This window comes from Streptomyces sp. ATCC 21386, from assembly GCF_018728545.1.
Classification (GTDB): domain Bacteria; phylum Actinomycetota; class Actinomycetes; order Streptomycetales; family Streptomycetaceae; genus Streptomyces.
In genome coordinates this window covers 4,904,021-4,929,572 of sequence record NZ_JAAVVL010000001.1, presented here as the reverse complement: position 1 = coordinate 4,929,572, position 25,552 = coordinate 4,904,021, and the positions used below count along the sequence as shown (strand labels likewise).

At 72.8% G+C, this 25,552-nt stretch carries 20 protein-coding genes; 11 read left to right on the top strand and 9 right to left on the bottom strand.

Annotated features, from left to right (window positions below):
• The first annotated feature begins 55 nt into the window (after positions 1-55).
• A complete protein-coding gene (locus tag GWK25_RS21035) occupies positions 56-1,552 on the top strand; it encodes an alpha/beta hydrolase (RefSeq protein WP_215452083.1) in 1,497 nt (498 codons plus the stop codon).
• On the opposite strand, the gene GWK25_RS21030 is transcribed toward GWK25_RS21035, so the two are convergent.
• Entirely contained in the window at positions 1,549-4,119 is a 2,571-nt protein-coding gene (locus GWK25_RS21030) for a hypothetical protein (protein ID WP_215452082.1), read from the bottom strand. The genes GWK25_RS21035 and GWK25_RS21030 overlap by 4 nt on opposite strands.
• A gap of 291 nt (positions 4,120-4,410) precedes the next feature.
• On the opposite strand from GWK25_RS21030, the gene GWK25_RS21025 reads away from it, so the two are divergent.
• Positions 4,411-5,244: a DeoR/GlpR family DNA-binding transcription regulator gene (locus tag GWK25_RS21025; protein WP_215452081.1), complete on the top strand. Its 834-nt coding sequence runs from the start codon at positions 4,411-4,413 to the stop codon at positions 5,242-5,244.
• 142 nt (positions 5,245-5,386) lie between these two features.
• Here the strand turns inward: GWK25_RS21025 and GWK25_RS21020 are convergent, their stop codons facing one another.
• On the bottom strand, positions 5,387-6,529 hold the full coding sequence (locus GWK25_RS21020; RefSeq protein ID WP_215452080.1) for a PLP-dependent cysteine synthase family protein: 1,143 nt from the start codon (positions 6,527-6,529) through the stop codon (positions 5,387-5,389).
• 338 nt (positions 6,530-6,867) lie between these two features.
• On the opposite strand from GWK25_RS21020, the gene GWK25_RS21015 reads away from it, so the two are divergent.
• Complete coding sequence (locus GWK25_RS21015) at positions 6,868-7,191, top strand: hypothetical protein (RefSeq protein ID WP_184898104.1); 324 nt, start codon at positions 6,868-6,870, stop codon at positions 7,189-7,191.
• 270 nt (positions 7,192-7,461) lie between these two features.
• Positions 7,462-8,031 (top strand): ATP-binding protein, encoded by a 570-nt coding sequence (locus tag GWK25_RS21010; protein ID WP_215452079.1) that lies wholly within the window; start codon positions 7,462-7,464, stop codon positions 8,029-8,031.
• A gap of 44 nt (positions 8,032-8,075) precedes the next feature.
• On the opposite strand, the gene GWK25_RS21005 is transcribed toward GWK25_RS21010, so the two are convergent.
• Positions 8,076-9,533, bottom strand: coding sequence for a ketol-acid reductoisomerase (locus GWK25_RS21005; RefSeq protein WP_215452078.1), 1,458 nt, complete (start codon positions 9,531-9,533; stop codon positions 8,076-8,078).
• An 88-nt stretch (positions 9,534-9,621) separates the two neighbouring features.
• Between GWK25_RS21005 and ilvY the strand changes: the two genes are divergently transcribed.
• The 4 genes from ilvY to GWK25_RS20985 all read left to right on the top strand — a co-directional run bounded on the left by ilvY (position 9,622) and on the right by GWK25_RS20985 (position 14,821).
• Positions 9,622-10,494, top strand: a complete 873-nt coding sequence (ilvY, locus tag GWK25_RS21000) for an HTH-type transcriptional activator IlvY (RefSeq protein ID WP_215452077.1) — start codon at positions 9,622-9,624, stop codon at positions 10,492-10,494.
• 199 nt (positions 10,495-10,693) lie between these two features.
• Positions 10,694-13,387 (top strand): YfhO family protein, encoded by a 2,694-nt coding sequence (locus GWK25_RS20995; protein WP_215452076.1) that lies wholly within the window; start codon positions 10,694-10,696, stop codon positions 13,385-13,387.
• A 22-nt stretch (positions 13,388-13,409) separates the two neighbouring features.
• Entirely contained in the window at positions 13,410-14,387 is a 978-nt protein-coding gene (locus GWK25_RS20990) for a glycosyltransferase family 2 protein (protein ID WP_215452075.1), read from the top strand.
• A gap of 74 nt (positions 14,388-14,461) precedes the next feature.
• Positions 14,462-14,821: a GtrA family protein gene (locus tag GWK25_RS20985; protein ID WP_251828959.1), complete on the top strand. Its 360-nt coding sequence runs from the start codon at positions 14,462-14,464 to the stop codon at positions 14,819-14,821.
• Between the two features lie 6 nt (positions 14,822-14,827).
• On the opposite strand, the gene GWK25_RS20980 is transcribed toward GWK25_RS20985, so the two are convergent.
• Together GWK25_RS20980 and GWK25_RS20975 are read right to left on the bottom strand one after the other, a co-directional pair.
• Positions 14,828-16,069, bottom strand: coding sequence for an ROK family protein (locus tag GWK25_RS20980; RefSeq protein WP_215452073.1), 1,242 nt, complete (start codon positions 16,067-16,069; stop codon positions 14,828-14,830).
• 51 nt (positions 16,070-16,120) lie between these two features.
• Positions 16,121-16,777, bottom strand: coding sequence for an alpha-ketoglutarate-dependent dioxygenase AlkB (locus tag GWK25_RS20975; RefSeq protein ID WP_215452072.1), 657 nt, complete (start codon positions 16,775-16,777; stop codon positions 16,121-16,123).
• 102 nt (positions 16,778-16,879) lie between these two features.
• Here GWK25_RS20975 and GWK25_RS20970 point away from each other — a divergent pair, with 102 nt between their 5' ends.
• Positions 16,880-18,100, top strand: coding sequence for a methyltransferase (locus GWK25_RS20970; RefSeq protein WP_215452071.1), 1,221 nt, complete (start codon positions 16,880-16,882; stop codon positions 18,098-18,100).
• On the opposite strand, the gene GWK25_RS20965 is transcribed toward GWK25_RS20970, so the two are convergent.
• From GWK25_RS20965 to GWK25_RS20955, 3 genes are all read right to left on the bottom strand, one after another.
• A complete protein-coding gene (locus GWK25_RS20965) occupies positions 18,087-18,884 on the bottom strand; it encodes an AraC family transcriptional regulator (RefSeq protein WP_215452070.1) in 798 nt (265 codons plus the stop codon). The genes GWK25_RS20970 and GWK25_RS20965 overlap by 14 nt on opposite strands.
• 101 nt (positions 18,885-18,985) lie before the next feature.
• Positions 18,986-19,858: a class II fructose-bisphosphate aldolase gene (locus tag GWK25_RS20960; RefSeq protein ID WP_215452069.1), complete on the bottom strand. Its 873-nt coding sequence runs from the start codon at positions 19,856-19,858 to the stop codon at positions 18,986-18,988.
• A gap of 13 nt (positions 19,859-19,871) precedes the next feature.
• Positions 19,872-20,762 (bottom strand): SIS domain-containing protein, encoded by an 891-nt coding sequence (locus GWK25_RS20955; RefSeq protein ID WP_215452068.1) that lies wholly within the window; start codon positions 20,760-20,762, stop codon positions 19,872-19,874.
• Positions 20,763-20,851: 89 nt separating this feature from the next.
• Between GWK25_RS20955 and GWK25_RS20950 the strand changes: the two genes are divergently transcribed.
• Positions 20,852-21,631 carry a DeoR/GlpR family DNA-binding transcription regulator gene (locus tag GWK25_RS20950; protein ID WP_215452067.1) on the top strand — a complete coding sequence of 260 codons (780 nt, stop codon included), beginning with the start codon at positions 20,852-20,854 and terminating at the stop codon, positions 21,629-21,631.
• Between the two features lie 107 nt (positions 21,632-21,738).
• On the opposite strand, the gene GWK25_RS20945 is transcribed toward GWK25_RS20950, so the two are convergent.
• Complete coding sequence (locus GWK25_RS20945; protein WP_215457482.1) at positions 21,739-22,695, bottom strand: DUF748 domain-containing protein; 957 nt, start codon at positions 22,693-22,695, stop codon at positions 21,739-21,741.
• Between the two features lie 180 nt (positions 22,696-22,875).
• Between GWK25_RS20945 and GWK25_RS20940 the strand changes: the two genes are divergently transcribed.
• The gene (locus tag GWK25_RS20940; RefSeq protein ID WP_215452066.1) at positions 22,876-25,170 is read left to right on the top strand and encodes a cation-translocating P-type ATPase; all 2,295 of its coding nucleotides are present in this window, start codon (positions 22,876-22,878) and stop codon (positions 25,168-25,170) included.
• Positions 25,171-25,552 lie beyond the last annotated feature (382 nt).

Sequence of the window (25,552 nt, the reverse complement as noted above, 5' to 3'; positions counted from 1 at the left end):
CGGGTGACCGGGCTGCCGGATGGGGCGGCAGTGGTCCCCCGGACAGCATGGGGCCATGACAGCTCGCACCCGGAACGCCCTGGTCCTCGCTCTCACCGCCTCGGTCGTCGGCACCGCGCTGACGGCCACGACCCCCGCCCTCGCCTCACCGTCCTCACCGTCGCTCGCCTGGCGCCCGTGCGCCCAGCCCGGCGGCCCGGCCGGGCAGGAGTGCGCCGAGCTGGCCGTACCGATCGACCACCGGGCCCCCGACGGCCCCCGGTTGAGCCTCGCCGTGTCCCGGCTGCCCAGTGAGCGCCCCGAGGCCCGGCGGGGCACCCTGCTGGTGCTGCCCGGCGGCCCCGGCGGCTCCGGCATCGCCCGGCTCACCCGGCAGGGCGAGGCACTGCGCCGGGAACTCGGCGGCACGTACGACATCGTGAGCCTCGACCCGCGCGGGGTCGGCGCCAGCACCCGCGCATCCTGCCAACTGCCCGCAGCCGACCGGCATTTGGTGACCCTGCGGCCCTGGCCCGCGCCGGACGGCACCATCGCGGAGAACGTCGCCCGCTCCCGCCGCACCGCGGAGTCGTGCGCCCGCAACGGCGGTGCGTTGCTGCGCAGCTTCAGCACCGCCAACGAGGTACGCGACATCGACCTCCTGCGCCGGGCCCTCGGCGAGGAGAAACTGTCGGCGTACGGCGTCTCGTACGGGTCCTATGCGGGCGCCGTGTACGCGCAGAAGTACCCGGAACACACGGACCGTTGGGTGCTGGACAGCAACGACGACCCCGATCCCCGCCTCGTCGAGAGGGCCTGGGTGGCGAACATGGCCGTCGGCACGGAGGACCGCTTCCCCGACTTCGCGGCCTGGGCCGCCGATCCGGCCCGGGACGCGGAGGGCCTGCGGCTCGCCGCGCGGACCGAGGAGATCCGGCCGCTGTTCCTCTCCCTGGCGGCGGCGCTGGACCGCGCCCCGAGGGAGTCGACGACACCCGGTGTGCCGCTCACCGGCAACGTGCTGCGGCAGGTCATGTACGACTCCCTCTACAACGACGCCTCCTTTCCCCGCCTGGCGGGGCTGATGCGGGCGGCTCTGACGCCGGGGGCGACCCCGGTGCTGCCGCCGGAGGTCGCCGGACCGCTGAGTGACGAGGACGCCGCCGTCACGATGGCCGTGGTCTGCAACGATGTGCGCTGGCCGAAGTCGGTGGCCGGGTACGAGCGGGCGGTGGCCGCGAACCGGGCGCGGTACCCGCTCACGGCCGGGCTGCCGGGGAACATCTTCCCCTGCGCCTTCTGGAAGGACGCCCCCGCCGACAAGCCCACCCGGCTCACCGACCGGGGCCCGTCCAACATCCTGATGATCCAGAACCGGCGGGACCCGGCGACCCCGTACGTCGGCGCGCTGCGGATGCGTACGGCCTTCGGTGACCGGGCGCGGCTCGTCACGGTCGAGCGGGGCGGTCACGGCGTCTACCTGGGTACGGGCAACGCCTGCGGCAACCGTGCCGTGACCGCGTTCCTGACCACGGGCGAGCGTCCCTCGCGGGATGTCAGCTGCGGCGACTAGGGCGAGGTTCGTGGGCCCGGCAGGTCGGTGCCGAGCCTGTCCAGCAGGTGCTTGCGTTCGGCCACGAAGGCCGGGTCGGCCTGGTAGTCGGAGTGGCCGAGGATCGGGGCGGGCAGCGGGTGGGCGCCGGTGCGGCCGTAGGCGAGCGGGTCCGTGAAGGGCTCGGCGTCGACCTGCGGTCCGTGCCGGCTCGTCAGCCGCACGGGGCCGCCGATGGGGTCGGTGCGGCGGTACAGGTTGCGCCAGCAGTCGACCTCGCGGTGCAGGGCGGCGAGCGACTCCGGGCCGAAGTGGGCCGGGAACCAGCGCCCGTACAGCCGCTCCAGCGGTGATCCGTAGGTGAGCAGCGCGACGCGTCGGCGCACCGACGGGGTGAGCTGCCATGCGGCGGCCGCCGCGAGGACGCTGCCCTGGGAGTGGCCGGAGATGACGAGCCGGCCCCCGGTGGAGCGGGTCCAGGTGGCCATGCGCCAGGTCAGGTCGGGTACGGCCCGCTCGGCGTAGCAGGGCGGTGCGAACGGGTGTGCGGCGCGGGGCCAGAAGGTGCCCACGTCCCAGAGGATGCCGATCGTGCGCCGCGCGGAGGCGTCCTTGTAGGCCCGGCGTCCCCAGGTGACGAACAGCAGGAAGCCCACGCCGATCAGCCAGGACCCCAGCGCCTGCGCGGTCTCGGCGGCGCCCGCGACGACGTCGTACGAGCCGTGCGCGGCCCCCGCCGGTGTCTCGCCCGTCACCAGGGCACCGGTGAGGGCCGCCGCGCCGAGCAGCAGGGTCACGGTGGAGGTGACGGCGACGACACGGGGCGCCCGGTCGGTGAGGGCCGCCACGGCGCGGGTCCGCGCGATACGACGGGTGCGACCGGCGTCCTGTGCCTCGTGCTCCCCGTTCGCCGCCGGACCGGAAGCTCCGGGTGCCGGGGACTTCTGCGGCTCGTGCTGCTCCTGCGGCGGTTCTCGCAGCAGGCCGTACTCGCGCTCCACCGCCGCCGTCTCCGCCTCGCGCAGGACCCAGGTGCGGTGGGTCAGCCAGCCCAGGAGGGCGAGGAGGACCAGGAGGAGTGGCGGGATGACGGAGGCCTGCCAGGTCAGGAGGACGGGCGGGCCGGAGAGGGCGTCCTGCGTGCCGCCCAGCCAGTCGGCCACCCGCTGGGCGACACCGGCGGACATCACGCCGCCGAGGGCACAGGCGAGCATCGCGACGGCGGGGCCGGCCAGGCCGTACATGGCGGTGCGCGGGTCGGGGCGGGAGCGGTGGAGGGTGTGGGCGACCACACCGAGCGCGACCACGAGGAAGCCCTGCACCAGGGTGATCCCTCCGAAGGCCAGGTCGCCCGGCAGTCGCCCCGTCGACCTCCAGCCGGGGCGCGACCACCCGGCGTACACCACGGCGAGGACGAGCACGGCGATCGAGCAGGCCGGGAGGCGGCGGACCAGGTTCTCGTCGAGTTCCTTGTCGAGGCGCCGCTCGCTGCGGCCTCGGCGGCAGACCACCCAGACCACGCTCACCGCCAGCAGCACGAGTGCCGAGTTCAGCAGCCAGCCCAGGAGCTCCAGGAGGGCCGGTCCGCCCGCTCGGCGGTCGTGGCGGGCCGCCGAGGTGCCGACGGCCGCCGCGACGGTGAGGAACCCGGCCGCCGCGTGGGCGGCGCGCAGCCTGGCGACGAGACGGCGCCCGTACCAGAAGCCGGGTCGGCCGAGCGCGACGCGGGCCGTGTCCTCGACGTCGGGTGCGACGCGGGCCGTCTCCTGGACATCGGCTGTGGCGCCTGCCTTTTGCCCGACGTCGGGTGCGATGTGGGTCCTGCCGTCGCCCTCGGGTGAGTCCGGGGCCGGTTCCTCTTCCTCTGCGCGGCCGTCGTCGCGGTCCATGGGGCGCTGGGACTCGTACGCGCTCCAGGTGCGGTGCGAGAGGTACCACAGCAGGCCGGTCAGCGCGGCGGGCACCACGGCCGCCACGGCGAGGCGGCGGCCGGGCTGACTCCACCAGCCGTCGCCCGAGACGGCGGGAGAGAGGAAGCCGAGCCAGGTGTGCGCGTCCGCGCACGCGCGTGCGCCGGCGCACTGCCAGGCGGTCAGGTCGAGCGCGACCTCACAGGCCGCCGCGACGAGCAGCACGGTCAGGGTCAGGCCGGCCAGCCGGACGAGGAGCCCGTAGAGGCGTACCGTGCGGCGGCGGCCGCGCGTGCTGGGGCGCATCCAGTGCGCGAGGTTGACGACCATGAACGGCAGCAGCAACAGCCACAGGGCCCGAGAGCTGTTCCCGGAGGTGAGGTTGCACCAGACGTAGGCCTCGGGGACGGGCTTGCCGCGGTAGTCGGCGGGACGTTTCTCCGCGTCGGCGTCGTCGATGCGCCGGAAGACCGCGGCCGTGTCGTCGCCGGTGACGCGGACCGTGCGCGGATCGTCGAGCATGCGTTCGGGGGTGGTGCCGCCGACGCCGTGGACCAGGAGTTCGAGGGCGGTCGCGTCCGTCGCGGAGCGGCCGGAACAGGGGTGTCGGCCTCCGTGCCGCGATGCCGGCTGTTCCCTGGGTTCCGTGTGTGTCGTATGTTCCCTCGCACGATCCACTGTTCCGCTTCCCCCGTGACGCGCCACAAGTCGGTGTGATGTGCAGGCACTGATGATCGCCCCTGATCGGACGTCATACACCTGTGATCACCGAATCTCCCCGATCCGTGTGATAGTGGCGGGCGCGAGAAACGGAGCGTGACGTGCACGCGACTGTGCCGGGAATGGCGTCACCTGTGGTGGAGCGTGCGAATATGGGACGTCCTCGGGACCGGGGACGGGGAAATGTCCTCGTCGGAGGGGGTAGGGAAGGCGTGTCGGGCGTGATGGGGCGAGAGGACCGGAGCGAACGTGAGTGAGAACCAGAACCTCCTCGCGGAGCAGCGCCGGGCCCTGATCCTCGACGAGGTACGACGGCGGGGCGGGGTCCGGGTCAACGAGCTGACGCGGAAACTCGGTGTGTCGGACATGACCGTCCGCCGCGATCTGGACGCGCTGGCCCGTCAGGGCGCGGTGGAGAAGGTGCACGGCGGCGCCGTGCCGGTGGCCGAGGCGAGCACCCACGAGCCGGGTTTCGAGGCGAAGTCCGGGCTGGAGCTGACCGCCAAGGAGGACATCGCACGGGCGGCCGCGGAACTGGTGGCGCCGGGCTCGGCGATCGCCCTGTCGGGCGGCACGACGACGTACGCGCTGGCGCACCGGCTCGTGGACGTGCCGGATCTGACCGTGGTCACCAACTCGGTGCGGGTGGCCGACGTCTTCCACGCCGCCCAGCGCACGACCGGCCCCCGGCAGGGTGCGGCGACCGTCGTGCTCACCGGTGGGGTGCGGACGCCGTCCGACTCGCTGGTGGGGCCGGTGGCCGATCAGGCGATCGCGGCGCTCCACTTCGATGTGCTGTTCCTCGGTGTGCACGGGATATCGGTCGAGGCCGGCCTGTCGACGCCGAACCTGGCGGAGGCCGAGACGAACCGGCGTCTGGTGCAGTCGGCGCGGCGGGTCGTGGTGGTGGCCGACCACACCAAGTGGGGGACGGTGGGGTTGAGTTCGTTCGCCGCGTTGGAGCAGGTCGACACGTTGGTGACCGACGCGGGGTTGGCCGCGCAGGCGCGGGCCGAGATCTCCGAGCATCTGCGGCGGCTGGTGGTGGCCGGGGAGGACGAGGACGACGGCGCGGACCTCTGAGCGCGTGGACCTCTGGGCGCGCGGACCTTCTGAGCGCCGCCACGGATGAGTCGGTTCGAGACGCCCGGGCGTTCGTGGCCGCCGGTCGCGGTTCCCGCGCCCCTGAGGGGGCGCGGACGTGCACGGCGGGGCCGAGCGCGCCTCAGTCCGTCCAGACACCCGTCGTCAGCAGCCTCTCGATGGCCGCCGCGTACGGCTCGATGTCCAGGCCCTGACGCCCGAGCCACTCGTCGGAGTAGTACTTGTCGAGGTAGCGGTCGCCCGGGTCGCACAGCAGGGTGACCACGCTGCCCTGGCGGCCCTCGGCCACCATCTCGGCGACGATCTTCAGGGCGCTCCACAGGCCCGTGCCGGTGGAGCCGCCGGCCTTGCGGCCGATGGCACTCTCCAGGGCCCTGACCGCGGCGACGCTGGCGGCGTCGGGCACCTTCATCATGCGGTCGACGGCCCCGGGGACGAAGCTGGGCTCCATGCGGGGACGGCCGATGCCCTCGATACGGGAGCCGCAGTCGCAGGTGACGTCGGGGTCGCCGGTGGTCCAGCCCTCGAAGAAGCAGGAGTTCTCCGGGTCGGCGACACAGATGCGGGTGTCGTACTGCATGTAGTGGACGTAGCGGGCGATGGTCGCGGAGGTGCCGCCCGTCCCGGCGGTGGCGACGATCCAGGTGGGCTCGGGGAAGCGCTCCAGACGGAGCTGGCGGAAGACGGATTCGGCGATGTTGTTGTTGCCGCGCCAGTCCGTGGCCCGCTCGGCGTACGTGAACTGGTCCATGTAGTGGCCGCCGGTCTCCGCCGCGAGGCGGGCCGACTCCTCGTACATCCTGCGTGAGTCGTCGACGAAGTGGCAGCGTCCGCCGTGGAACTCGATCAGACGGATCTTCTCGGCGCTGGTCGTGCGGGGCATCACAGCGATGAAGGGGACGCCGATCAGTTTGGCGAAGTACGCCTCGGAGACGGCCGTGGAACCACTGGAGGCCTCGATGACGGGGCGGCCAGGCCTGATCCAGCCGTTGCAGAGGCCGTAGAGGAACAGGGAGCGGGCGAGGCGGTGCTTCAGGCTGCCGGTGGGGTGGGTGGACTCGTCCTTGAGATACAGGTCGATCCCCCAGCTCTCGGGCAGTGGGAAGCGCAGCAGATGGGTGTCGGCGGAGCGGTTGGCGTCCGCCTGGACCTTGCGGACGGCCTCTTTGAGCCAGCCGCGGTACTCGGTGTCGCTGTGATCGACGTCGAGGGTGGCGCCAGGACGGGTGGGGTGGGCGGTGGTCACGGCGTGCTCCTCACGCATTGCGCCGACGGCGGATCGCGGCGTCGGACGTCCCGATGATAGACACCTTCCGCACGCTTCTCACCTGCATAAACATGCCTTTGAGCCCCTCAAAGAGACTCCTGTGGTGAGGATGCGCGGGGCGCATGGGGGGCGCATGCCGCGCATGCGCCGGAACCCCGCCCCCGGTCCACCGTGCGCACTGGTGCTCGACGCGGGGGACGGGCAGACTTCACCGCACGGGCCGAGTCGACGCCGCCGGAGCCGTCCAGGGGGAGGCGACCTCGGGCACACTGGATCACGGTCCGCGACGGATCAGACGACAGGGCACAGTCGGAGCGCACTAGGGGGCGGGGTACATGGCCGAGCCGGAGTTCACGGCCACGGGCGTGCGGATCGGGAAGAGGTTGCGGCAGCTCACCCGGGCGGGGCAGGTCCGGATCGAGGACGGCCGACTGCAGCTGCTCACCAGTTACGGCAGCGAGATCGACAGCGCCCCGGTGCAGGCGGTCCGGGCCTCGAAGCCCTGGTTCGCCAACGAGGACCGGGCGTTGGCCGATGTCAACGGCACCCGTTACACGCTCACGCTGAACGAGCACGACCCCGCTCCGGGCAAGCCCGGTCCACCGTCCGCGCGCCGGTTCATAGAGGCGGTGCGCAGGGCGGCCGGTCGCAGCGGCTGACGAATCGCGAGTTGCGGGAGCGGCCCCCCTGGGTCACTCTGGTCTCACGTCACTCTGGGTTTACCGGCGATAACGCTGCGAACCAGCCCGCCGGCCACGTCAGCGGGCGGCGGTCGTCGACAGCCACCCACGAGCAGGCGGCGGCTCAGGCCTCCGCCCCAGGCGGCAGTCGTAGGCGGCCGCACCTCAGCAGGCGGCGTTTTTCGCCCAGCCACCTCGCTGGATCCGTACTCCGATCTTCTTCCGGACTCAATTCGGGGAGTCGCAGCCGTGATCAGCCAGCAAAGCAGGCACTGCACGGTGGAGCTCCAAGCCCTGCCGTCGCGGATCGGCCAGGTCCGCAGAATCGTATCTGCGCAATTGCGCTACTGGCATCTGGATCCCTTGATAGAGCGGGCCGCACTCGGGGTGACCGAGCTGCTGTCCAACGTCCACCGGCACGCGGAGCCGGACAAGACGTGCACCGTGGAGATGGAGTTGCTCCTCGGCCGGCTCACGGTCTCGGTGCACGACCACGACCCCCGTCTCCCGGTCGTCCAGGACGCGGACCCCTTCGCCACCTGCGGCCGGGGGCTCGCGATGGTCGCAGCGGTGAGCGAGAGCTGGGGTGTGCGGCCGCACGGCGAGACGGGGAAGGTCGTGTGGTTCACCCTGCCGGCGTCCTCGGCCGCGGTACCGAAGATCTCGCCGTACGACACGGGCCTGACGCTCGACAATGGGCTGACGCTTGACACCGGACTGACGCTCGACACCGCCCCGCCGTACGACACCGGACGCAGGCCCGCCACGCGTGGGCACCGGTCCGAACACGCTCCCGCCCGGTCGACCGTCGCAGGCTGACCGGGCGGTGACCACCCTTCAGGCCCCTTCAGGCCTTCAGGCCTTCAGGCCACCGAGATGTCCACCGGTGGCCGGAGCTTCGCCGCCGCAGCCAGGGCCTGGTGCACGGGGTGGACGGTGAAGGACGCCAACAGGTCCTCGTCGGCGGGTTGTTCGGCGGCGGGGTAGGCGATCTGCGTGTAGGCGGCCTGGAAGCGGGGGCCCCAGCGGCGGGCTCCGAGGCGGGCCGTGCGGGAGCAGTTGTCGACCATGTGAGCGACGTCCCGGGCACGCATGTAGGGCAGGAGGGAGTCGACGGCCTCGATGACGGACTCGTTGACGATCTCCGACCAAGGGTGGCCGCGCTCGACGAACTCGTCGATCTGCGCGGTCATCGTGGCGACGAAGACCCCCGCGGTGAACGGGTCGACGGGCAGGTCGCGCCCTTCCCGGCGGGCGTGGGCCCTGGCACTCACCGACCACATCGGTGAACCACCGATCACGCTCATCGGGCGGGCACCGAGGCGGCGTTCGGCCAGGACGACGCTGCGCAGTTCGGTGCCGTCCGCGACCTCGTCGTAGATCTCCGCGACGATCTCCCGGGCGGGCCCGTAGGTGGCGGTGTAAGCGCGGTCGAAGACGTCCCGGCCGTCCGCGTCGAGGCCCTCGCGGACCGCGCGCAGCCCGGCACGGGAGATGGTGCGGGCGATCGGGCCGGTGATGTTCTCGCAGGAACGCTCGTACGCGGTCACCTCGTCGTCGCCGGCGAGCCGGTGGCGGGTGTAGAGGCTCTCCACGATGCCGTGCACGGCGCCGAGCAGGATGGCGCGCTCGCCGACGATGTCGGAGAGGTACTCGCTCTCCAGGGTCGTGCGGAAGGTGTACGGGGAGCCGAGGGCGACCGACCAGGCGAGGGCACGGTCGGTCGCGTGGCCGTCGGGGTCGGCGTGGACGGCGTAACTGCTGTTGATCCCGGCGCCGTTGATCTCGGCCCCCTGCTCGTAGAGGCGGCGGACCGAGTCACCCATCCCCTTCGGGCAGACGGCGATGACTCCGTGGCCGGGTGGGAAGTCGCCCCCGGTCGCCCGGAGGTGGCCGAGGAGGAAGCCGTGGGAGAGGCCGAGGGTGGCGCCGGGCTTCAGGGCGGCGAAGATCTCCCGGTGGTGGGCGGCGAGTGCCGCGTCGGCGATCAGCAGGATGACGAGGTCGCTCTCGGCGGTGACGGCGAGCCAGTCGCCGAGGGTGCCGTCCGCCTCGGTGAAACCGTGGGCTCGGGCATCGGCCGCGGAGGCGGAAATGGGGCGCAGGCCCACGGAGACGGTGATACCGGTGCCGGAGAGGGAGTCGCGCAGGTTGCGGGCCTGGGCCCGGCCCTGCGGTCCCCAGCCGACGACCCCGATGCGCCGGACCCCGGCGAAGGCACGCGGCAACAGGGGGAAGAGGTGACGGCCGCCGCGCAGGACGGTCTCGGTACCGCCGGGCACGTCCATGGTTTCGAGGGCGAAGACGGTGGAGGTGGTCATGGTGGAGTTGTAGGGTCCCGGCGAGTGTTGCGACAAGCGCAACCTTTGCAGCGGGGCGTTGCGGAGAACGAAAGGCGCAGGTGGCGGTGTGCGGGACGACCATCGCGAGCTTCGGCTCTTCCTCCATCTGGCCGGGACCCTGAACTACGGGCGGACCAGCCTGGACTGCCACGTCAGCCCGGCGACCCTGACCCGGACCGTGCAGCGGCTGGAGTCCGACCTCGGGCACCGGCTCCTCGACCGGGGGCCGAAGGGTGTCTCGTTGACGGCCGAGGGGCATCGCTTCCGCGAATATGCCGCCCGGGCGTTGGAGTTGTGGCGGGCGTACCGGGAGGAGCACCCGGACCCGGCCGAACTCACCGGTCGGCTGACCGTGTTCGCGACGGTGACCGCGTGTCAGGCGCTGCTGCCGGAGCTGCTGACGCCCTTCCGGGCGGCGCATCCCCAGGTCCGGCTGGACCTGCGCACCGGAGACGCGGCGGCCGCGTTGGCCCGGCTGGACGAGGGCGAGGTGGACGTGGCGGTCGCGGGACTCCCGGCGCGGTTGCCGGAGCCGTTGGTGAGCCGGACCGTGGCGACGACGGACCTGGTGTTCGTCACCGCGCACCACCGCCCCGACCCCGGTCTCGACGGGCCCTTCGTGCTCCCCCACCGAGGTGCCGTGCGCGACGCGGCCGACCGGTGGTTCCGCGCCCGCGGTACCGCCCCCGACCTGGCGGCCGAACCGGAGGGTCACGAGGCGCTGTTGACCCTCGTCGCACTGGGCTGCGGCACGGGCGTGGTCCCCCGCCTGGTGCTGGACCACAGCGCGGTACGCGACCGGCTCGCGGTGATCCCCACCCACACGCCTCCGCGGCCGTTCCTGATCGGGCTGTGCGTGCGACGGGCGGATCTGCGGCGGCCCCAGGTGGCCGCGCTGTGGAGTCTCACGGCCGAGTTCACCCGTCGATCATCTGGGTGACAACTCCCGTATCCATGAATTCAATTCTCCCTTTCCCCTCCTCTGCGGAATTCGGAACTACCGCTTTCACTTTTCGTCGGCGGCACAACCTTCAACGAGTCGCGAGCCTCTAATCCGGCGAGCCGAGAGGAAGGTCCGTCGGAAAAATGAAGTGGTTGGTTCAGCGGAACTCGATGTGGCGAGCGGACAGGGTCGGGGTGTGAAACCGAAAGCCTATTCCGCGGCGGGAGTCGGACCGCGGGGGAAAGCCGCGCTGCTCGCCGCCACGTTCACCCTCGCCGTGCTCTGCACCGCCGATGCCGTGGCCCGCAGCCATCCCTTCGGCCCGCGCACCCGCAGCGTCAACGACCTCGGCAACCAGTACGTGCCGTTCCACGCGCACCTGTGGGACCTGCTGCACGGCAGGGCGGACGGGGGCCTGTTCGTCAACTGGCAGTCGGGCTTCGGCACTGCCTTCCTGCCCGACCTCGGGACTTACCTCAGCAGCCCGTTCGCCCCGCTCGTGGCGCTGTTCCCGCGCGACGAGATCGACCTCGCGGTGTACGTGATCACCCTGCTGAAGGTGGCGTCGGCCGCCTCCGCGATGGCCTGGCTGCTGCTCGCCCTGCGTCCCGGCCGCTGGTGGGCGGCGGGGCTGCTCGGGTCGTCGTACGCGCTGTGCGGCTGGACCCTGGCGGACGCGGTCTACAACCCCATGTGGCTCGACGGTCTGGTCTTCCTGCCGCTGCTGTGCCTGGTCGGCGAGTGGGCGCGGCGGGGGCGGCGGCCCCTGTTCGGTGTGCTGATCGTGGCGCTCGCCTGGACGGCCAACTTCTACACCGCGTACATGGCCACCCTGGGCGCGGGCCTGGTGCTGCTGCTCCGGCTGTGGCTCGGCGACCTCACGCGCCGGCAGCGGCTCCGGGCCGCGGGGCGCGCCGCCCTGATCACCGTCCTCGGCATGGGTCTGTCCGCCCCTGTGGTGGCCGTCGTCTACTTCGGCACCCGGCACGCCCGTCCGGGCCGGGTCCGGCAGTTCGTGCCCGTGCCGACGGAGGACCTGCTCGCCCGCCTGTTGCCGGGGACCTACAGCTTCGGCACGCCGGCCGTCTTCGTCGGGACCACCGCGCTGCTGCTCGCGCTCGCCCTGCCCTTCCACAGGGAGGCCCCGGTACGCACACGTGCCGGGTGGACGCTGCTGGTGGTGGCGGTGGCCCTGTCGACGCAGTGGGGGCCGACACATCTGGTCTGGCACGCCTTCGCCACCCCGCAGGGCGGCTCGTACCGTCAGGTCTTCGTGCTCTGCGCGCTGCTGGTGATCACCGCCTGGCACACCCTGTCCTACGGCGTTCCCGGCCCGCGTGCGCTGGGCGCGGCGGGGGCGCTGCTCACGCTGGTGATCGTGGTCGCGAGCGGCAGTGAGCGGACCACCCGTGCCTTCACCCTCCCGCTCGCGCTGCTCGCCGCCGTGGGCGCGCTGGGCGGTCTGCTCCTGCTCGGGCGGAGGCGGGGGGACGGCCGGCGCGTCGCCGTCCTCGCGGTGGCGCTGCTGGTGTGCACGCAGTTCGGCGAGACCGCCGTGACCTCCGCCGCCGACACCCGGCTGCGGCTCGGGCACATGGACGACTACGCCCCCTGGGGCGCGCGGCAGCGGGAGCAGGCGGCGGCGATCGCCGGGGCCGACGGCTGGCCCCGTCACCGGACCGACCCGGGCCGGGAGCAGACCGTCGGCAACGACCCGTTGCTGGTGGGCGGGCAGGGCGCGCAGTACTACAGCAGTCTCACCTCGGACGTGCTCAGCCGGACGCTCACCGCCCTCGGGGGCGGCTGGACCTCGCGCGGCCGCAGTGTGCAGAGCCTGGACAACGCCGTGACGGACGTCATCTTCTCCGTGGGCGCCCGGGTGCACTCCCCGCCGGACCCGCACCAGGACTGGTTCCCGCAGGACGGCAGCGGGGTGACCGTGACCCGGCAGGACGTGCCGCCGCTGGTCACGGTGCGACCGCACGCCGATCGCGCCGACGGCCCCGGGGACCACTCCGGTTTCGGTCCCTCGCCGTACCGCAACCAGGAACTGCTGCTGGGCGCGCGGGTGTACACCGTGCCCCGGATCACCGTGCGCACCGCCGCCGGGAGGTCTCCGTCGCCCGGCGACGACGGGCGGCCGGGGATGCGGGTGGGCCCGCTGCCCCACACGAGCGCGCCGAAGAAGCCGACGATCACGGGCGGTTGTCCGGCCGGGTCCGAGCTGTACCTGTGGGCGCCGCATCTGTCGGGCACGGCGCGGCTCGCCGACGGCGGAGCCTCAGGAGTCGGACCCGGTGGGGAGCCGACCGGGCGGTTCCGGTCCGACCAGCCCGTCACCAAGATCGCCCCGATGCAGCGGCTGGGCACGGTCGGGGACTCCGGGCGGTTCCGGATCGAGCTGTCGCCGAACCGGACGAGCCTGGTCCCGAAGGGCGCGGTGGGCTGTCTGGACACCGCACGGCTGCGCACCGCCGTGGCGGGGCTGAAGGCCACCGGCGCCACGCGCGTGCGGGTGGACGACGGCACCGTCCGGGCCGAACTGCCCGCCCACAGCACGGGGATCGCGGTGCTCGCCACGCCCCGGATCTCGGGGTGGCGCTGCGCCGCCGACGGCGCCCCGGCCCTGCCCGCCAAGAGCCACCACGGCCTCGTCGCCGTACCGCTGTACGGCTCGGCCTCCAGCGTGACCTGCACGTTCCATCCGCCCGGGCTGCGTCTGGGCACGGCGGTGGGGGCGCTCTCGCTCACCGCCGTCCTGGTGATCGCGGCCGCGGGGTCGCTCCGCCGCCGTCGGCTGCGGGGGCAGGCGCGCCCCGTGACCCCGGACACCGCTCACCCCGCGCCCGACGACCCGACCGTACGCGAGCGCGTGACCACCGCTCCGTGAACCGCACCCCTGGGGGAGTTCCATGCTCATCTCGATCGTCGCACCCTGCTACAACGAGGACGCCGTCGTCGGACGGTTCCACGAGGAGATCCAGAAGGTCGCGGAGAAACTGCTGCCGCTCGGACACGACATGGAGTTCGTGTACGTCGACGACGGCAGCCGGGACCGTACGCTCGCCGTTCTGAAGGGGCTGGCGGAGTTCGACGCGCGGGTCCGGTACGTGTCGTTCAGCCGCAACTTCGGCAAGGAATCCGCACTGCTCGCGGGGCTGCGGCACGCCTCGGGCGACTGTGTGGTCGTCATGGACGCCGACCTGCAGCACCCGCCGGAACTGATCCGCCGCATGGTCGGCCTGCGCGAGCAGGGCTACGACCAGGTCATAGCGCGCCGCACCCGGACCGGCGACGGTCTGCTGCGCACCGCCACCGCCCGCCTGTACTACCGGCTGGTGAACCGGCTGGTCGACGTGGAACTCGTCGACGGCGTGGGGGACTTCCGGCTGCTGTCGCGCCGGGTCGTCGACGCCGTCCTGGACCTGACGGAGTACAACCGCTTCTCCAAGGGGCTCTTCGCCTGGGTCGGTTTCCCCGGGACGACCTTCGAGTACGAGAACGCCGTGCGCCGGCACGGGCGCAGCTCCTGGAGTTTCCGGTCGCTCCTGAACTACGGACTGGACGGGCTGCTCTCCTTCAACAACCGTCCGCTGCGTGCCGCCCTCCACCTCGGTCTGTGCCTGCTGGTGTGCGCGGGGCTCTACACGGCCTGGATCGTGGGTGACGCACTCGTCAACGGCGTGGAGACGCCGGGCTATGTCACCATCGTCATGGCCGTGACCGCCCTCGCCGGAGTGCAGATGATCATGCTCGGGGTGATCGGGGAGTACACCGGCCGGATCTATTACGAGGTGAAGGGGCGCCCGCACTTCCTGGTGCAGGCGACCAACGCGGAACAGACGGAGGGGCACGCCGCGTGCGGCACGACGAAGGACCTCATTCGCTGATGGGGACGGCGACGCGTACACCGCCGCACCCCGCGGCCCACCCGGCACCCGAGCGGCGTATATCAGGACAGATCATGACGTTCGCTCTGGTCGGGGTCGTCAACACCGGGGTCTATTACGGCCTTTATCTGTTGTTCCTCAACGGGCTTCCCTATCTCGCCGCGCATGTTCTCGCATTCGCCCTGAGTATGACGGGCTCGTTTTTCCTCAACGCGCGGTTCACTTATCGCACCCGTCCGACCTGGCGTAAATTCCTGTTGTTCCCGCTGACCAACGCCACGAATTTCCTGCTCACGACGGCTGGTGTGTACGTGATCGTGGACGTGCTGCACGCGGGCAGCAGGTTCGCGCCCCTGCTGGCGTCCGGGGCGGCGATCCCGGTGACGTTCCTGGTGTCCCGCACGATCATGCTGCGGGATTCCGGGTCCGGATGAGCCGCCTCAGGCCAGCGCGCCCAGCGGGTCGTCGAGCACCGGCTGCCACGCCAACTCCGCCGCTCCGACCAGGCTGTTGTGATCCAGGGTGCAGGCCAGGATCGGGGCGACCCCGCTCTGCCGTCCCCACAGACTGCGCTCGGCGACGACCGCCCGAAGCCGGTCGGGGTCGGCGTCGAGCAGGGCCCGGTGCATGCCGCCGAGGATGATGCGGTCGGGGTTGAGGATGTTGACGAGCCCGGCGAGCCCGAGGCCGAGACGGTCGATGACGGCCTCGGCGGCCGTACGGACACCGGGGTCGCCGTACTGCGTGCGGATCAGTTCGTTTGCCTGTTGCAGCAGCGAACCCTCGGGGCCCGGATCGCGGCCCACGGCGGACAGGAAGGCACGCGGGTCGGCCTCGACGTCGAGGCAGCCCCGGCTGCCGCAGTGGCAGGGCCGGCCCTCGGGATTGACGGTGAGGTGACCGACCTCCAGGGCCAGGCCCGAACTGCCCGTGTGCAGACGGCCGTCGAGGACCAGCGCGCCACCGACGCCCCGGTGCCCGGTCGCCACGCACAGCAGTTCGCGGGAGCCGCGCCCGGCGCCGTGCCGGTGTTCGGCCAGGGCGGCGAGGTTGACGTCGTTCGCCGCGAACGCGGGCCCCGCGATCCCGGCCGCGTGGACCCGCTCCGCGAAGATCTGCCGGACCGGCGCCCCGGCCGGCCACGCCAGGTGCAGCGGGTTCAGGGCCAGCCCCGCCGGTTCGGCGACGGCCGACGGCACGGCCAGGCCCGACCCCACGCACCGGCGTCCGGTCTCCGCCAGCAGTTCGGCGCCCGCGTCGACGACCGAGCCGAGCACCTTCGCCGGGTCGGCGTCGACGATCTCGCAGGCGGGTGTGGTGGCGACGATCTGCCCGCCGAGCCCGACCAGCGCGGCGCGCCAGCCGTCGGAGTGCACCTGGGCGGCGAGCGCGACGGGTCCCTCCTCGGCGACTTCCAGGCGGTGGGAGGGGCGGCCCTGGGAGCCGGCGGCGGCCCCCGGGTGCGCGTCGACCCGGATCAGTCCGAGGGCCTCAAGCTCGGCGGCCACGGCACCGGCGGTGGCCCGGGTGACGCCCAGTTCGGCGGTGAGCACGGCCCTCGTCGGGGCTCGCCCGGTGTGCACCAGCTCCAGCGCCGGACCGAGGGCGCCCCTGCCCCGGTCCAGCCGCGCCCGTGCCGTCGTCCCTTCGCCCGCCGCCTTGGGGGCCGCCTTCCCGTCCATGAGGGCGAGTCTCCCATGATCCGCTCGGCGTCGAGCCCCGCCCGGCCTGCCTCAGCCGTCGTCGAACCCGCCGACTCGCAGGGTGATGTTCAGCCGCCCTACCAGCCCCAGCCCGGCCGGCGCGGTCCCCGCGTACACCCGGGGCACCCCGTGGTGGGCGGACCGGGCCGGCCCGCCGAACACGAAGAGGTCACCGCTGCGCAGCTCCACATCCGTGTAGGGCCGGGTCCGGGTCCGCGTGTTGCCGAAACGGAAGACACAGCTGTCACCGAGGCTCAGCGACACCACCGGCGCGTCCGACTTCTCGTCGGCGTCGCGGTGCATCCCCATGCGCGCGTCGCCGTCGTAGAAGTTGATCAGGGCGATGTCGTACGCGGCGGTCGCCGCCTGCGCGCCGAGGGTGTCCGTGACGGCGCGCCGGCCCAGCTCCCCCAGCCAGTCCGGGAACGGCTTCACGGGCGCGCCGTCGCCGTCGACGACGATCATGGCGTAGGCGTACGGGTACCAGTGCCGGCCGAGGCAGACCTGCCGGGCGGTCATCGTGCCGCCGCCCGGTGTGCGGACGGTACGGAGCCCGGCGGGCGGCCGGGCCCACGCGCGGCAGGCGTCCAGAAGGTGGCGCTGCTGTTCGGCGTCCAGCCAGTCGGGCACGTGGACCGCGCCGGGCGCGATCTCCGTCCGGCTCCGGGGGAACAGCTCGGCGTCCATGGGACCATCGTCCCGCACGCCGGCCAGGTGTCGGCGGGGCCCTCGCCCCCACGGCTGCTCGGGGCCGGGAGCGGGGCCGTGCTCGGTTAGCCTGGGCGCACGATGAGCGACCGTATGACCGCGCCCGAGGGCGAGTACGACCTGGCCCGCTTTCCCGAGGACCCTCGTGACCCGCTGCGCGCCTGGGACGCGTCCGACGCGTATCTGCTGCGCCACCTCGCGGAGAGCGGGACGCGGCTGGACGGGACCCTCGTGGTCGTCGGGGACCGCTGGGGCGCGCTGACCACCGCGCTCGCCGCGCACCGGCCGACGCAGATCACCGACTCCTTCCTGGGCCGGCAGGCGACGCGGGCCAACCTGGAACGCAACGGCGTCGAGGCGGACGGCCCGCGGCTGCTCACCACCCGGGACACGCCCCCGGACCGCGTCGACGTGCTCCTCGTACGGGTCCCCAAGAGCCTCGCGCTCCTGGAGGACCAGCTGCACCGGCTCGCGCCCGCCGTGCACGAGGGCACGGTCGTGGTCGGCACCGGGATGGTCAAGGAGATCCACACCTCGACGCTGAAGCTCTTCGAGCGGATCCTCGGCCCGACCCGCACCTCGCTCGCCCGGCAGAAGGCGCGGCTGATCCACTGCACCCCGGACACGGCGACGCTCGAGGCCCGGGGGGACGATCCGTGGCCGTACGCCTACCGGCTGCCGGACGACATAGGTGTGCTGGCCGGACGCACCGTCGTCAACCACGCCGGCGTGTTCTGTGCCGACCGGCTCGACATCGGCACCCGGTTCTTCCTGCGGCAGTTGCCGAAGGCGCCGCGCGGCGGGCGGGTCGTCGATCTGGGGTGCGGCAACGGGGTGGTCGGTACGGCGGTCGCGCTGGCCGATCCGGACGCCGAGGTGGTGTTCGTCGACGAGTCCTACCAGGCGGTGGCCTCGGCGGAGGCGACCTACCGGGCGAATCTGCCGGACGCCGACGGGAAGGGCGGCGCAGCGGTCCGCGGTAGGGCACCCGGTGCCGCTGGAGGCGAGGCCGGCGGGGCGGCCGAGTTCCTGGTCGGTGACGGACTGGAGGGGTTCGCGCCGGGCAGTGTCGATCTGGTCCTGAACAACCCGCCGTTCCACTCGCACCAGGCGACGAGCGACGCCACGGCGCGGCGGATGTTCACCGGGGCGCGGCGGGCGCTGCGGCCCGGTGGTGAGCTGTGGGTGGTGGGCAACCGCCATCTGGGCTATCACGTGACGCTGCAGCGGATCTTCGGCAACAGCGAACTCGTCGCGAGCGATGCCAAGTTCGTGGTGCTCAGGGCGGTCAGGCGGACCTAGCGACCCCCGCCGCGAAGGTGGCCCCGCGCAGGGCGCGCGGCGAGGCGCCCAGTTCGCGGCGGCATGCCTTGTTGAAGGCCTGGAGGTCGGGGATGCCGACGGAGGCGGCCACGGCGGGGATGGAGAGGGTCGTGGCGCGCAGCAGATGGTGGGCGCGTTCGAGTCTGCGGCGGCGGATGTAGGCGACGACGGTGCCGCCGGTCTCGGCGTGGAAGAGCCGGGTCAGGTGGTTGTGGGAGACGCCGGCCACGCGTGCCACCTCCGGGATGGTGAGCGGGGCGGCCAGGTGGGCCTCGATGTGGGCGATGGCGGTGGTGACCGCCGGGTGCGGTCCGGGGGCGGCCGCGACGGGCGGGGTGAGCTGGGCCACCCGCCACAGGGCGGTCCACAGTTCGGCCCGGGTGCGGTCCGGCTCGCTCGGCGCGGCGGCCACCGCCTGGAGCAACAGGCCGGTGAGCGCGGGCAGTTCGGCGCCGGCGTCCTGGACGACCGGCACCGTGCGGGGCGGTCCGGACGGGGCGATGCGCAGGTGGGCGAAGAGGTGTTCGGAGCGGCCCCGGTAGCGGTAGTGGACGGTGGTGTCGGGCGGGACGAGGCTGACCCGGCCGGGGCGGATGGCGTGGGTGGTGCCGTCGACGGTCAGTTCGGCGTCGTACTGGTAGAGGTGCAGCTGCCACAGCTCCGGCAGCCGGAACACGTCCGTGCGGCTCGCGACGCCGTGCACGCCGACACCGGTGAGGGCGACGTCCGGTGGCTCACCGAGGTGGATCTCCATCTCCCGCATGACCGGAAACGTATCAGTGACGGGCGTCACACTTCGCTCCTGGGGAGGGGCGCTTCGCGAGACGGTCACATTCCCACGCGGGACGGACACGTACGGGCTTCCTACGCGGGCGGAAGCGTCTCTTCCGTCCGCAGGACGCCGATCAGCCGGGCGACCGTGTCCGCCATCGCCGTCCGGCCCGCCGCGAGGTAGGTGCGCGGGTCCACCGCGTCGGGGTGGGCGGCGAGGTGGTCCCGGACCGCGCCGGTCAGGGCGATGTTGAGCGCGGTGCCGATGTTGACCTTGGCGATGCCGCCCGCCACGGCCGCGCGCAGTTCGCCGTCCGGGACTCCGGAGGAGCCGTGCAGGACGAGGGGGACGTCGAGGGCGGCGGCCAGCCGTTTCAGCAGGACGTGGTCGAGGGCGGCGGTGCGGGTGGTCATCGCGTGGGCGCTGCCGATGGCGACGGCGAGCGCGTCCACGCCCGAGTCCGCCACGAAGGCCCGCGCCTCCTCGGGGTCGGTACGGGCGCCCGGCGCGTGCGCGTCGAGCGGCGGCGCGCCGTTCTTGCCCCCGACCTGCCCCAACTCGGCCTCGATCCACAGCCCTTGGCCGTGCGCCCACTGAACGGCGGCGTGGGTCGCGGCGAGGTTGTCCAGGTAGGGCAGACGGGAGGCGTCGTACATCACGGAGCTGAAGCCTGCGTCGGCCGCCCTGCGCAGCAGGTCGTCGCCGCGGATGTGGTCGAGGTGGAGGGCGACGGGCACGGCCGCCCGCTCGGCGGCCGCCGACGCGGCGCGGGCCAGCGGAAGCAGGTCACCGTCGTGGAACCTGACGGCGTTCTCGCTGACCTGGAGGACCACGGGCGCGGCCACGGACTCGGCGCCCGCGACGATCGCCTCGACGTGTTCCAGGGTGATGACGTTGAACGCGGCCACCGCGGAGTGCGCGGCGGCGGCCTCGGTGATCAGCGCACCGGTCGTCGTCAGGGGCACGACTCCTCCTGGTTCAGCGGTCGTTCGCGTCGAGGATCACCGAACGCGTCAGATGGCGCGGACGGTCGGGGTCGAGGCCGCGGGCGGCGGCCACGGCGACGGCGAGCCGCTGGGCACGGACCAGTTCGGCGAGCGGATCGAGCCCGCCGGCCACCCAGGTCGCGCCGGTCTCCCGCACCTGCGCGGCCAGGCCGTCGGGCGCCTCACCGAACATCCAGGTCACCGTGGAGCGGGTGGTGACGCTGATCGGGCCGTGCCGGTACTCCATCGCCGGGTAGGCCTCGCTCCACGCCAGCGCGGCCTCGCGCATCTTCAGGGCGGCCTCGTGGGCGAGGCCCACGGTCCAGCCCCGGCCGAGGAAGGTGAACTGGGCGCTGTCGACGAGCCCTTCGGGCAGCGGCGCCTCCAGCGCGGCACGCGCGTCGGCGACGGCGGCCTCCGGGTGCAGGCCGAGGTGGGCGCGCAGGAGGGTGAGGGCGGTGGTGGCGAAGCGGGTCTGGACGACGGACTTCTCGTCGGCGAAGTCCAGCACGACCAGGTCGTCCGCGGCCGTCATGACGGGAGTGTCCGGGTCGGCCGTGACCGCCGTGGTGCGGGTACGGCCGCGCAGCGCGCCCAGCAGGTCCAGCACCTCGGTCGTGGTGCCGGAGCGGGTGAGGGCGACGACGCGGTCGTAGGCCCGCCCGTGCGGGAACTCCGAGGCCGGAAAGGCGTCGGTCTCGCCCTGCCCGGCCCGCTCGCGCAAGCCGGCGGCGGCCCGCGCCATGAAGTACGAGGTTCCGCAGCCGACGAGCGCCACCCGCTCCCCCGGCGCCGGCAGGGCCCTGGCGTGTCCGGGCGCGTCGGCGGCGACGCGGGCCCAGCATTCGGGCTGACTGTGCAGCTCGTCCTCGACATGGGTCATGCGGGAACCCTCCCCGGGATTCGCAGGGCTCATGCTTGTTTATGCAAGATAGAGTCTTCTTTCGAGCATCTTCAAGCACGAGGAGACAGATGTCCCGCGCCGAACGCTGGCAGACACTGCTCGAACTGCTCGTCGAACGGGGGCGGCTGGCCGTCGAGGAGGCGGCCGTCGAGCTCGGGGTGTCCGCCGCGACCGTCCGGCGCGACCTCGACGGGCTCGCGGAGCAGCAGATGCTCGTGCGCACCCGGGGCGGGGCGGTCGTGCACGGCGTCTCGTACGAGCTGCCGCTGCGCTACAAGACGGCCCGGCGTGCCACCGAGAAGCAGCGCGTCGCGAAGGCGGTGGCGGATCTCGTGGCGCCCGGCGAGGCGGTGGGGCTGACCGGTGGCACGACGACCACTGAGGTGGCGCGGGCCCTGGCCCTGCGGGGCGATCTGGCGTCCGGCGCGCCCGCGCTGACCGTCGTCACGAACGCGCTCAACATCGCGAGCGAACTGGCGGTGCGCCCCCAGTTCAAGATCGTGGTGACGGGCGGAGTGGCCCGCGCCCAGTCGTACGAACTCGTGGGCCCGCTCGCCGACGGGGTGCTGGAACGGATCACCCTGGACGTGGCCGTGCTCGGTGTCGTCGCCCTCGACGTGACCCATGGCGCCGCCGCGCACGACGAGGCCGAGGCCGCCGTCAACCGGCTGCTGTGCGAACGTGCCGAGCGGGTCGTCGTCGCGGCCGACTCCAGCAAGCTGGGGCGGCGGGCCTTCGCTTGGATCTGTGCGACGGAGGCCGTGGACACGCTGGTCACGGACTCGGCCGCCGCGCCCGCGACGGTGCGCCGCTTCGAGGAGGCCGGGGTACGGGTCGTCACCGCCTGAGGGCTGTCACGGGGCGTACCCGACGGTCGTGGAGGGCACCCCGGTGGAGACCCCTCTCGACTGGATGCGCTCGGCGCACCTGATCTCCGTGACGCGCCGCCCGGCTGTCAGTGCGTGTGCTCGGCCGGAGGTTCCTCAGCCGCGTCCGGCGTGGCCGCTGCCCCGGCCTCGACCGTGAAGGCCGCCGTGTGGACCTTCCCGTCGTGCTTGAAGTCCAGGAAGAGCCGGTAGCTGCCCGCACTGGGAGCGGTGGCCGTGAAGGAAATGTCCGGGCCGGGTGCGGTCGTGCCGTCGCCGGGCTCGCCGTTCGGGTGGACGTGCAGGTAGGCGAGGTCACCTGAGCGCAGGGCGACCAGGTGGCCGTACGCACCGAGGTAGGGCTGCAGGTCGGTGACGGGCCTGCCGTCGCGGGAGACCTTCAGTTCCAGTTCGCTCGCGGCGCCCGGGCGCAGGCCGCCGTCCAGCTCGACCTCGTAGCCGTTGGCCTCGGCGGTGACGGCCGGCGCCGGGAGCTTGCGCGGCTTGTACGTCCCCGAGGCGGCGAGGTCGGCGCCGAGGGTGAGGTTCTCGGCGTCCTCGCCGGCCGGGGTGAAGTCGGCGAAGACTCGGTAGTCACCGGCCTCCGGCAGGTCGACGGGGGTGCTCCAGGTGCCGTCGGCGGCGCGGGTGGGGTGCAGATGGCGATAGGTGACCAGGTCGCGTGAGGCGAGGATCAGATGGAGTTCCTTGTCGTGCTCGCGCTGGTACGCGGTGACGGCGCGGCCTTTCGCGTCCCTGATGACGAAGCGCAGGTCGGAGCGGTCTCCGGCGGTGACGCTCGGGGTGCGCAGGTCGAGGCTGTAGCCGCCCTCGGAGATCTGCAGTCCGCCGGCCGGGGCGGTCGCGTGCGCGCCGGCGCCCTCTCCGGGCCTCGGTGACTTCTCGGTGTGGCCGTCGTGGCGCGCGGGCTCTTTCCTCGCCGTGTCCGAGACGACGGGTTCGACGCCCTTGCCCACGCCGTAGGCGGCGCCGAACGTCGCGGCCAGCGCGGCGGCGAACGCGGTGATCCTCAGACCGGTGTTCATGGCCGTCTCCTTCGAGGTCCAGGTCTTCACACAGCTCACCATACCCCTAGGGGGTATAGAGTCAACGTCGGCTCACGCTTGCCATCAATACCCCTGAGGGGTATACAGACAGCAGTGCGCAAGGATACCCCCGCCCCGTATCCGAGCAGATCGCCGCCCACCACGTACGAGGGAGCAGCCATGACCGTCACCAGCACCGGTACCGGGACCGCCGCGGAGGTGGAGCTCACCATCGGCGGCATGACCTGCGCCTCCTGCGCCGCACGCGTCGAGAAGAAGCTGAACCGGATGGAGGGCGTCTCCGCGACGGTCAACTACGCCACCGAGAAGGCGAAGGTCAGCTATCCGGACGGCCTCTCGGTGCGGGACCTGATCGCCACCGTGGAGGCGACCGGCTACACGGCACGGGAACCCGCGCCGCCCGCCCGGACCGAGCCGCTCGGCGCCGACGGCGAGAACGGCGGGGACGGCACCCGCGAGGCGGCGGACGACGAGCTGCGGTTGCTCCGGCAGCGCCTGGTCACCGCGGTGGCCCTGGCCGTCCCCGTGGTCGCCATGGCGATGGTGCCCGCGTGGCAGTTCGAGTACTGGCAGTGGCTGTCCCTGACGCTGGCGGCTCCCGTGGTGACGTACGCCGGGTGGCCCTTCCACCGAGCCGCCTGGAAGAACGCCCGGCACGGGGCCGCCACCATGGACACCCTGATCTCCATCGGCACCCTGGCCGCCTTCGGCTGGTCACTGTGGGCGCTGTTCTTCGGAACGGCGGGCACACCGGGGATGACGCATCCCTTCGAGCTGACCATCGTCCGGGGTGACGGCGCCGGCTCGATCTATCTGGAGGCGGCCGCCGGGGTGACCGCCTTCATCCTCGCCGGGCGCTACTTCGAGGCCCGCTCCAAGCGGAAGGCGGGCGCGGCCCTGCGGGCACTGCTGGAGCTGGGCGCGAAGGACGTCACCGTGCTCACTCCCGGCGGCGGCGAACGGACGGTGCCCGTCGCCGAGTTGCGGGTCGGCGACCGTTTCCTGGTGCGGCCGGGCGAGAAGATCGCCACCGACGGCACCGTCGTCGAGGGCTCGTCCGCCGTGGACGCGTCCATGCTGACCGGCGAGTCCGTGCCCGTGGAGGTCGCGGTCGGCGACACGGTCACCGGCGCCACCGTGAACGCGGGCGGGCGTCTCGTCGTGGAGGCCACCAGGATCGGCTCCGACACCCAACTGGCCCGGATGGCGAAGCTGGTGGAGGACGCGCAGAACGGGAAGGCCTCGGCCCAGCGGCTCGCGGACCGCATCTCCGCCGTGTTCGTGCCGATCGTGATCGCCCTCGCCCTGGGCACCCTCGGCTTCTGGCTCGGCAACGGCGCCGGGCTCACGGCCGCCTTCACGGCGGCGGTCGCCGTACTGATCATCGCCTGCCCCTGCGCCCTGGGCCTCGCCACACCGACCGCGCTGCTGGTCGGCACCGGACGCGGCGCGCAGCTGGGCATCCTGATCAAGGGCCCGGAGGTGCTGGAGTCCACCCGCAGGGTCGACACGGTCGTCCTCGACAAGACCGGCACCGTCACCACCGGCCGGATGACCCTGCTGGCGGTGCGCCCCGCCGACGGCACCGACGAGGCCGAGGTGCTGCGCCTGGCGGGCGCGTTGGAGCACGCCTCCGAGCACCCGGTCGCCCGTGCCGTCGCCGAGGGCGCCCTGGCCCGCCACGGTTCGCTGCCCACGCCGGAGGACTTCGCGAACGTGCCCGGCCTCGGGGTCCAGGGCGTCGTCGACGGCCACGCGGTGCTCGTCGGCCGCTCACGGCTGCTCGCCGAGTGGGCCATGGAACTGCCGGCGGACCTGCGGCAGGCCAAGGAGCGGGCCGCGGCCGCCGGCAGCACCGCCGTCGTGGTCGCGTGGGACGGCGAGGTCCGCGCGGTCCTCGAAGTCGCCGACGCGGTGAAGGAGACCAGTGCCGAGGCGATCGCACGGCTGCGTGGGCTCGGCCTCACCCCGATCCTGCTGACCGGGGACAATCGGGCCGTCGCCGAGTCCGTCGCCCGTGAGGTCGGGATCGCGCCCGAGGACGTGGTCGCGGAGGTGCTGCCGCAGGACAAGGTCGACGTCGTCCGGCGACTGCAGGCGCGGGGCCGTTCGGTCGCCATGGTCGGTGACGGCGTCAACGACGCGGCCGCGCTCGCCCAGGCCGACCTGGGGCTGGCGCTGGGCACGGGCACGGACGCCGCGATCGAGGCCGGCGACCTGACCCTCGTACGGGGCGACCTGCGCGCGGCGGCCGACGCCATCCGCCTCGCCCGCCGGACCCTCGGCACGATCCGGTCCAACCTGTTCTGGGCGTTCGCCTACAACGTGGCCGCTCTGCCGCTCGCGGCGGCCGGTCTCCTCAACCCGATGATCGCGGGGGCGGCCATGGCCTTCTCCTCGGTCTTCGTCGTCGGCAACTCCCTTCGCCTGCGCACGTTCCGGGCGGTCGGCTGAATCGACCGGCCCTACCCGTGGGGCCGTTCCCCGCCGGGCGTGACCTCGGTGAATTCGCGGCCTTGGCCAATTCACCGAGGTCACGCCCCCGGACCGGGGCGCCGAGCGATTCAAGGCCACGCCCGCGTCACCTCGGACGAAATCGCCGCCGAATTACCGGTTCCGGTTCGACCGGGTGGCAAATCGCGGAACTGTGCCGTGAATCACATCGCTTACGGCCGGGAGATCGCGCCCGAATACCGCGCCCTTGCCGAATTCCGCACCGGGGCCGCGGAAAGCCGCCGGCACCGCTGATCGAATTCGACGCGAGCGATCACTGAGGGTGACGGTTGCCGAGGCGGGCGAGGAACTTCGGCAGCAGCCCGTCCGCGTCCCGGTCGAG

Bases quoted from the DNA above. Each gene is read 5' to 3' on its own strand.
- GWK25_RS21035 (WP_215452083.1), top strand. From the start codon at position 56: ATGACAGCTCGCACCCGGAACGCCCTGGTCCTCGCTCTCACCGCCTCG.
- GWK25_RS21020 (WP_215452080.1), bottom strand. From the start codon at position 6,529: ATGCGTGAGGAGCACGCCGTGACCACCGCCCACCCCACCCGTCCTGGC.
- GWK25_RS21015 (WP_184898104.1), top strand. From the start codon at position 6,868: ATGGCCGAGCCGGAGTTCACGGCCACGGGCGTGCGGATCGGGAAGAGG.
- GWK25_RS21005 (WP_215452078.1), bottom strand. From the start codon at position 9,533: ATGACCACCTCCACCGTCTTCGCCCTCGAAACCATGGACGTGCCCGGC.
- GWK25_RS20990 (WP_215452075.1), top strand. From the start codon at position 13,410: ATGCTCATCTCGATCGTCGCACCCTGCTACAACGAGGACGCCGTCGTC.
- GWK25_RS20985 (WP_251828959.1), top strand. From the start codon at position 14,462: ATGACGTTCGCTCTGGTCGGGGTCGTCAACACCGGGGTCTATTACGGC.
- GWK25_RS20980 (WP_215452073.1), bottom strand. From the start codon at position 16,069: ATGGACGGGAAGGCGGCCCCCAAGGCGGCGGGCGAAGGGACGACGGCA.
- GWK25_RS20975 (WP_215452072.1), bottom strand. From the start codon at position 16,777: ATGGACGCCGAGCTGTTCCCCCGGAGCCGGACGGAGATCGCGCCCGGC.
- GWK25_RS20970 (WP_215452071.1), top strand. From the start codon at position 16,880: ATGAGCGACCGTATGACCGCGCCCGAGGGCGAGTACGACCTGGCCCGC.
- GWK25_RS20965 (WP_215452070.1), bottom strand. From the start codon at position 18,884: ATGCGGGAGATGGAGATCCACCTCGGTGAGCCACCGGACGTCGCCCTC.
- GWK25_RS20955 (WP_215452068.1), bottom strand. From the start codon at position 20,762: ATGACCCATGTCGAGGACGAGCTGCACAGTCAGCCCGAATGCTGGGCC.
- GWK25_RS20950 (WP_215452067.1), top strand. From the start codon at position 20,852: ATGTCCCGCGCCGAACGCTGGCAGACACTGCTCGAACTGCTCGTCGAA.
- GWK25_RS20945 (WP_215457482.1), bottom strand. From the start codon at position 22,695: ATGAACACCGGTCTGAGGATCACCGCGTTCGCCGCCGCGCTGGCCGCG.
- GWK25_RS20940 (WP_215452066.1), top strand. From the start codon at position 22,876: ATGACCGTCACCAGCACCGGTACCGGGACCGCCGCGGAGGTGGAGCTC.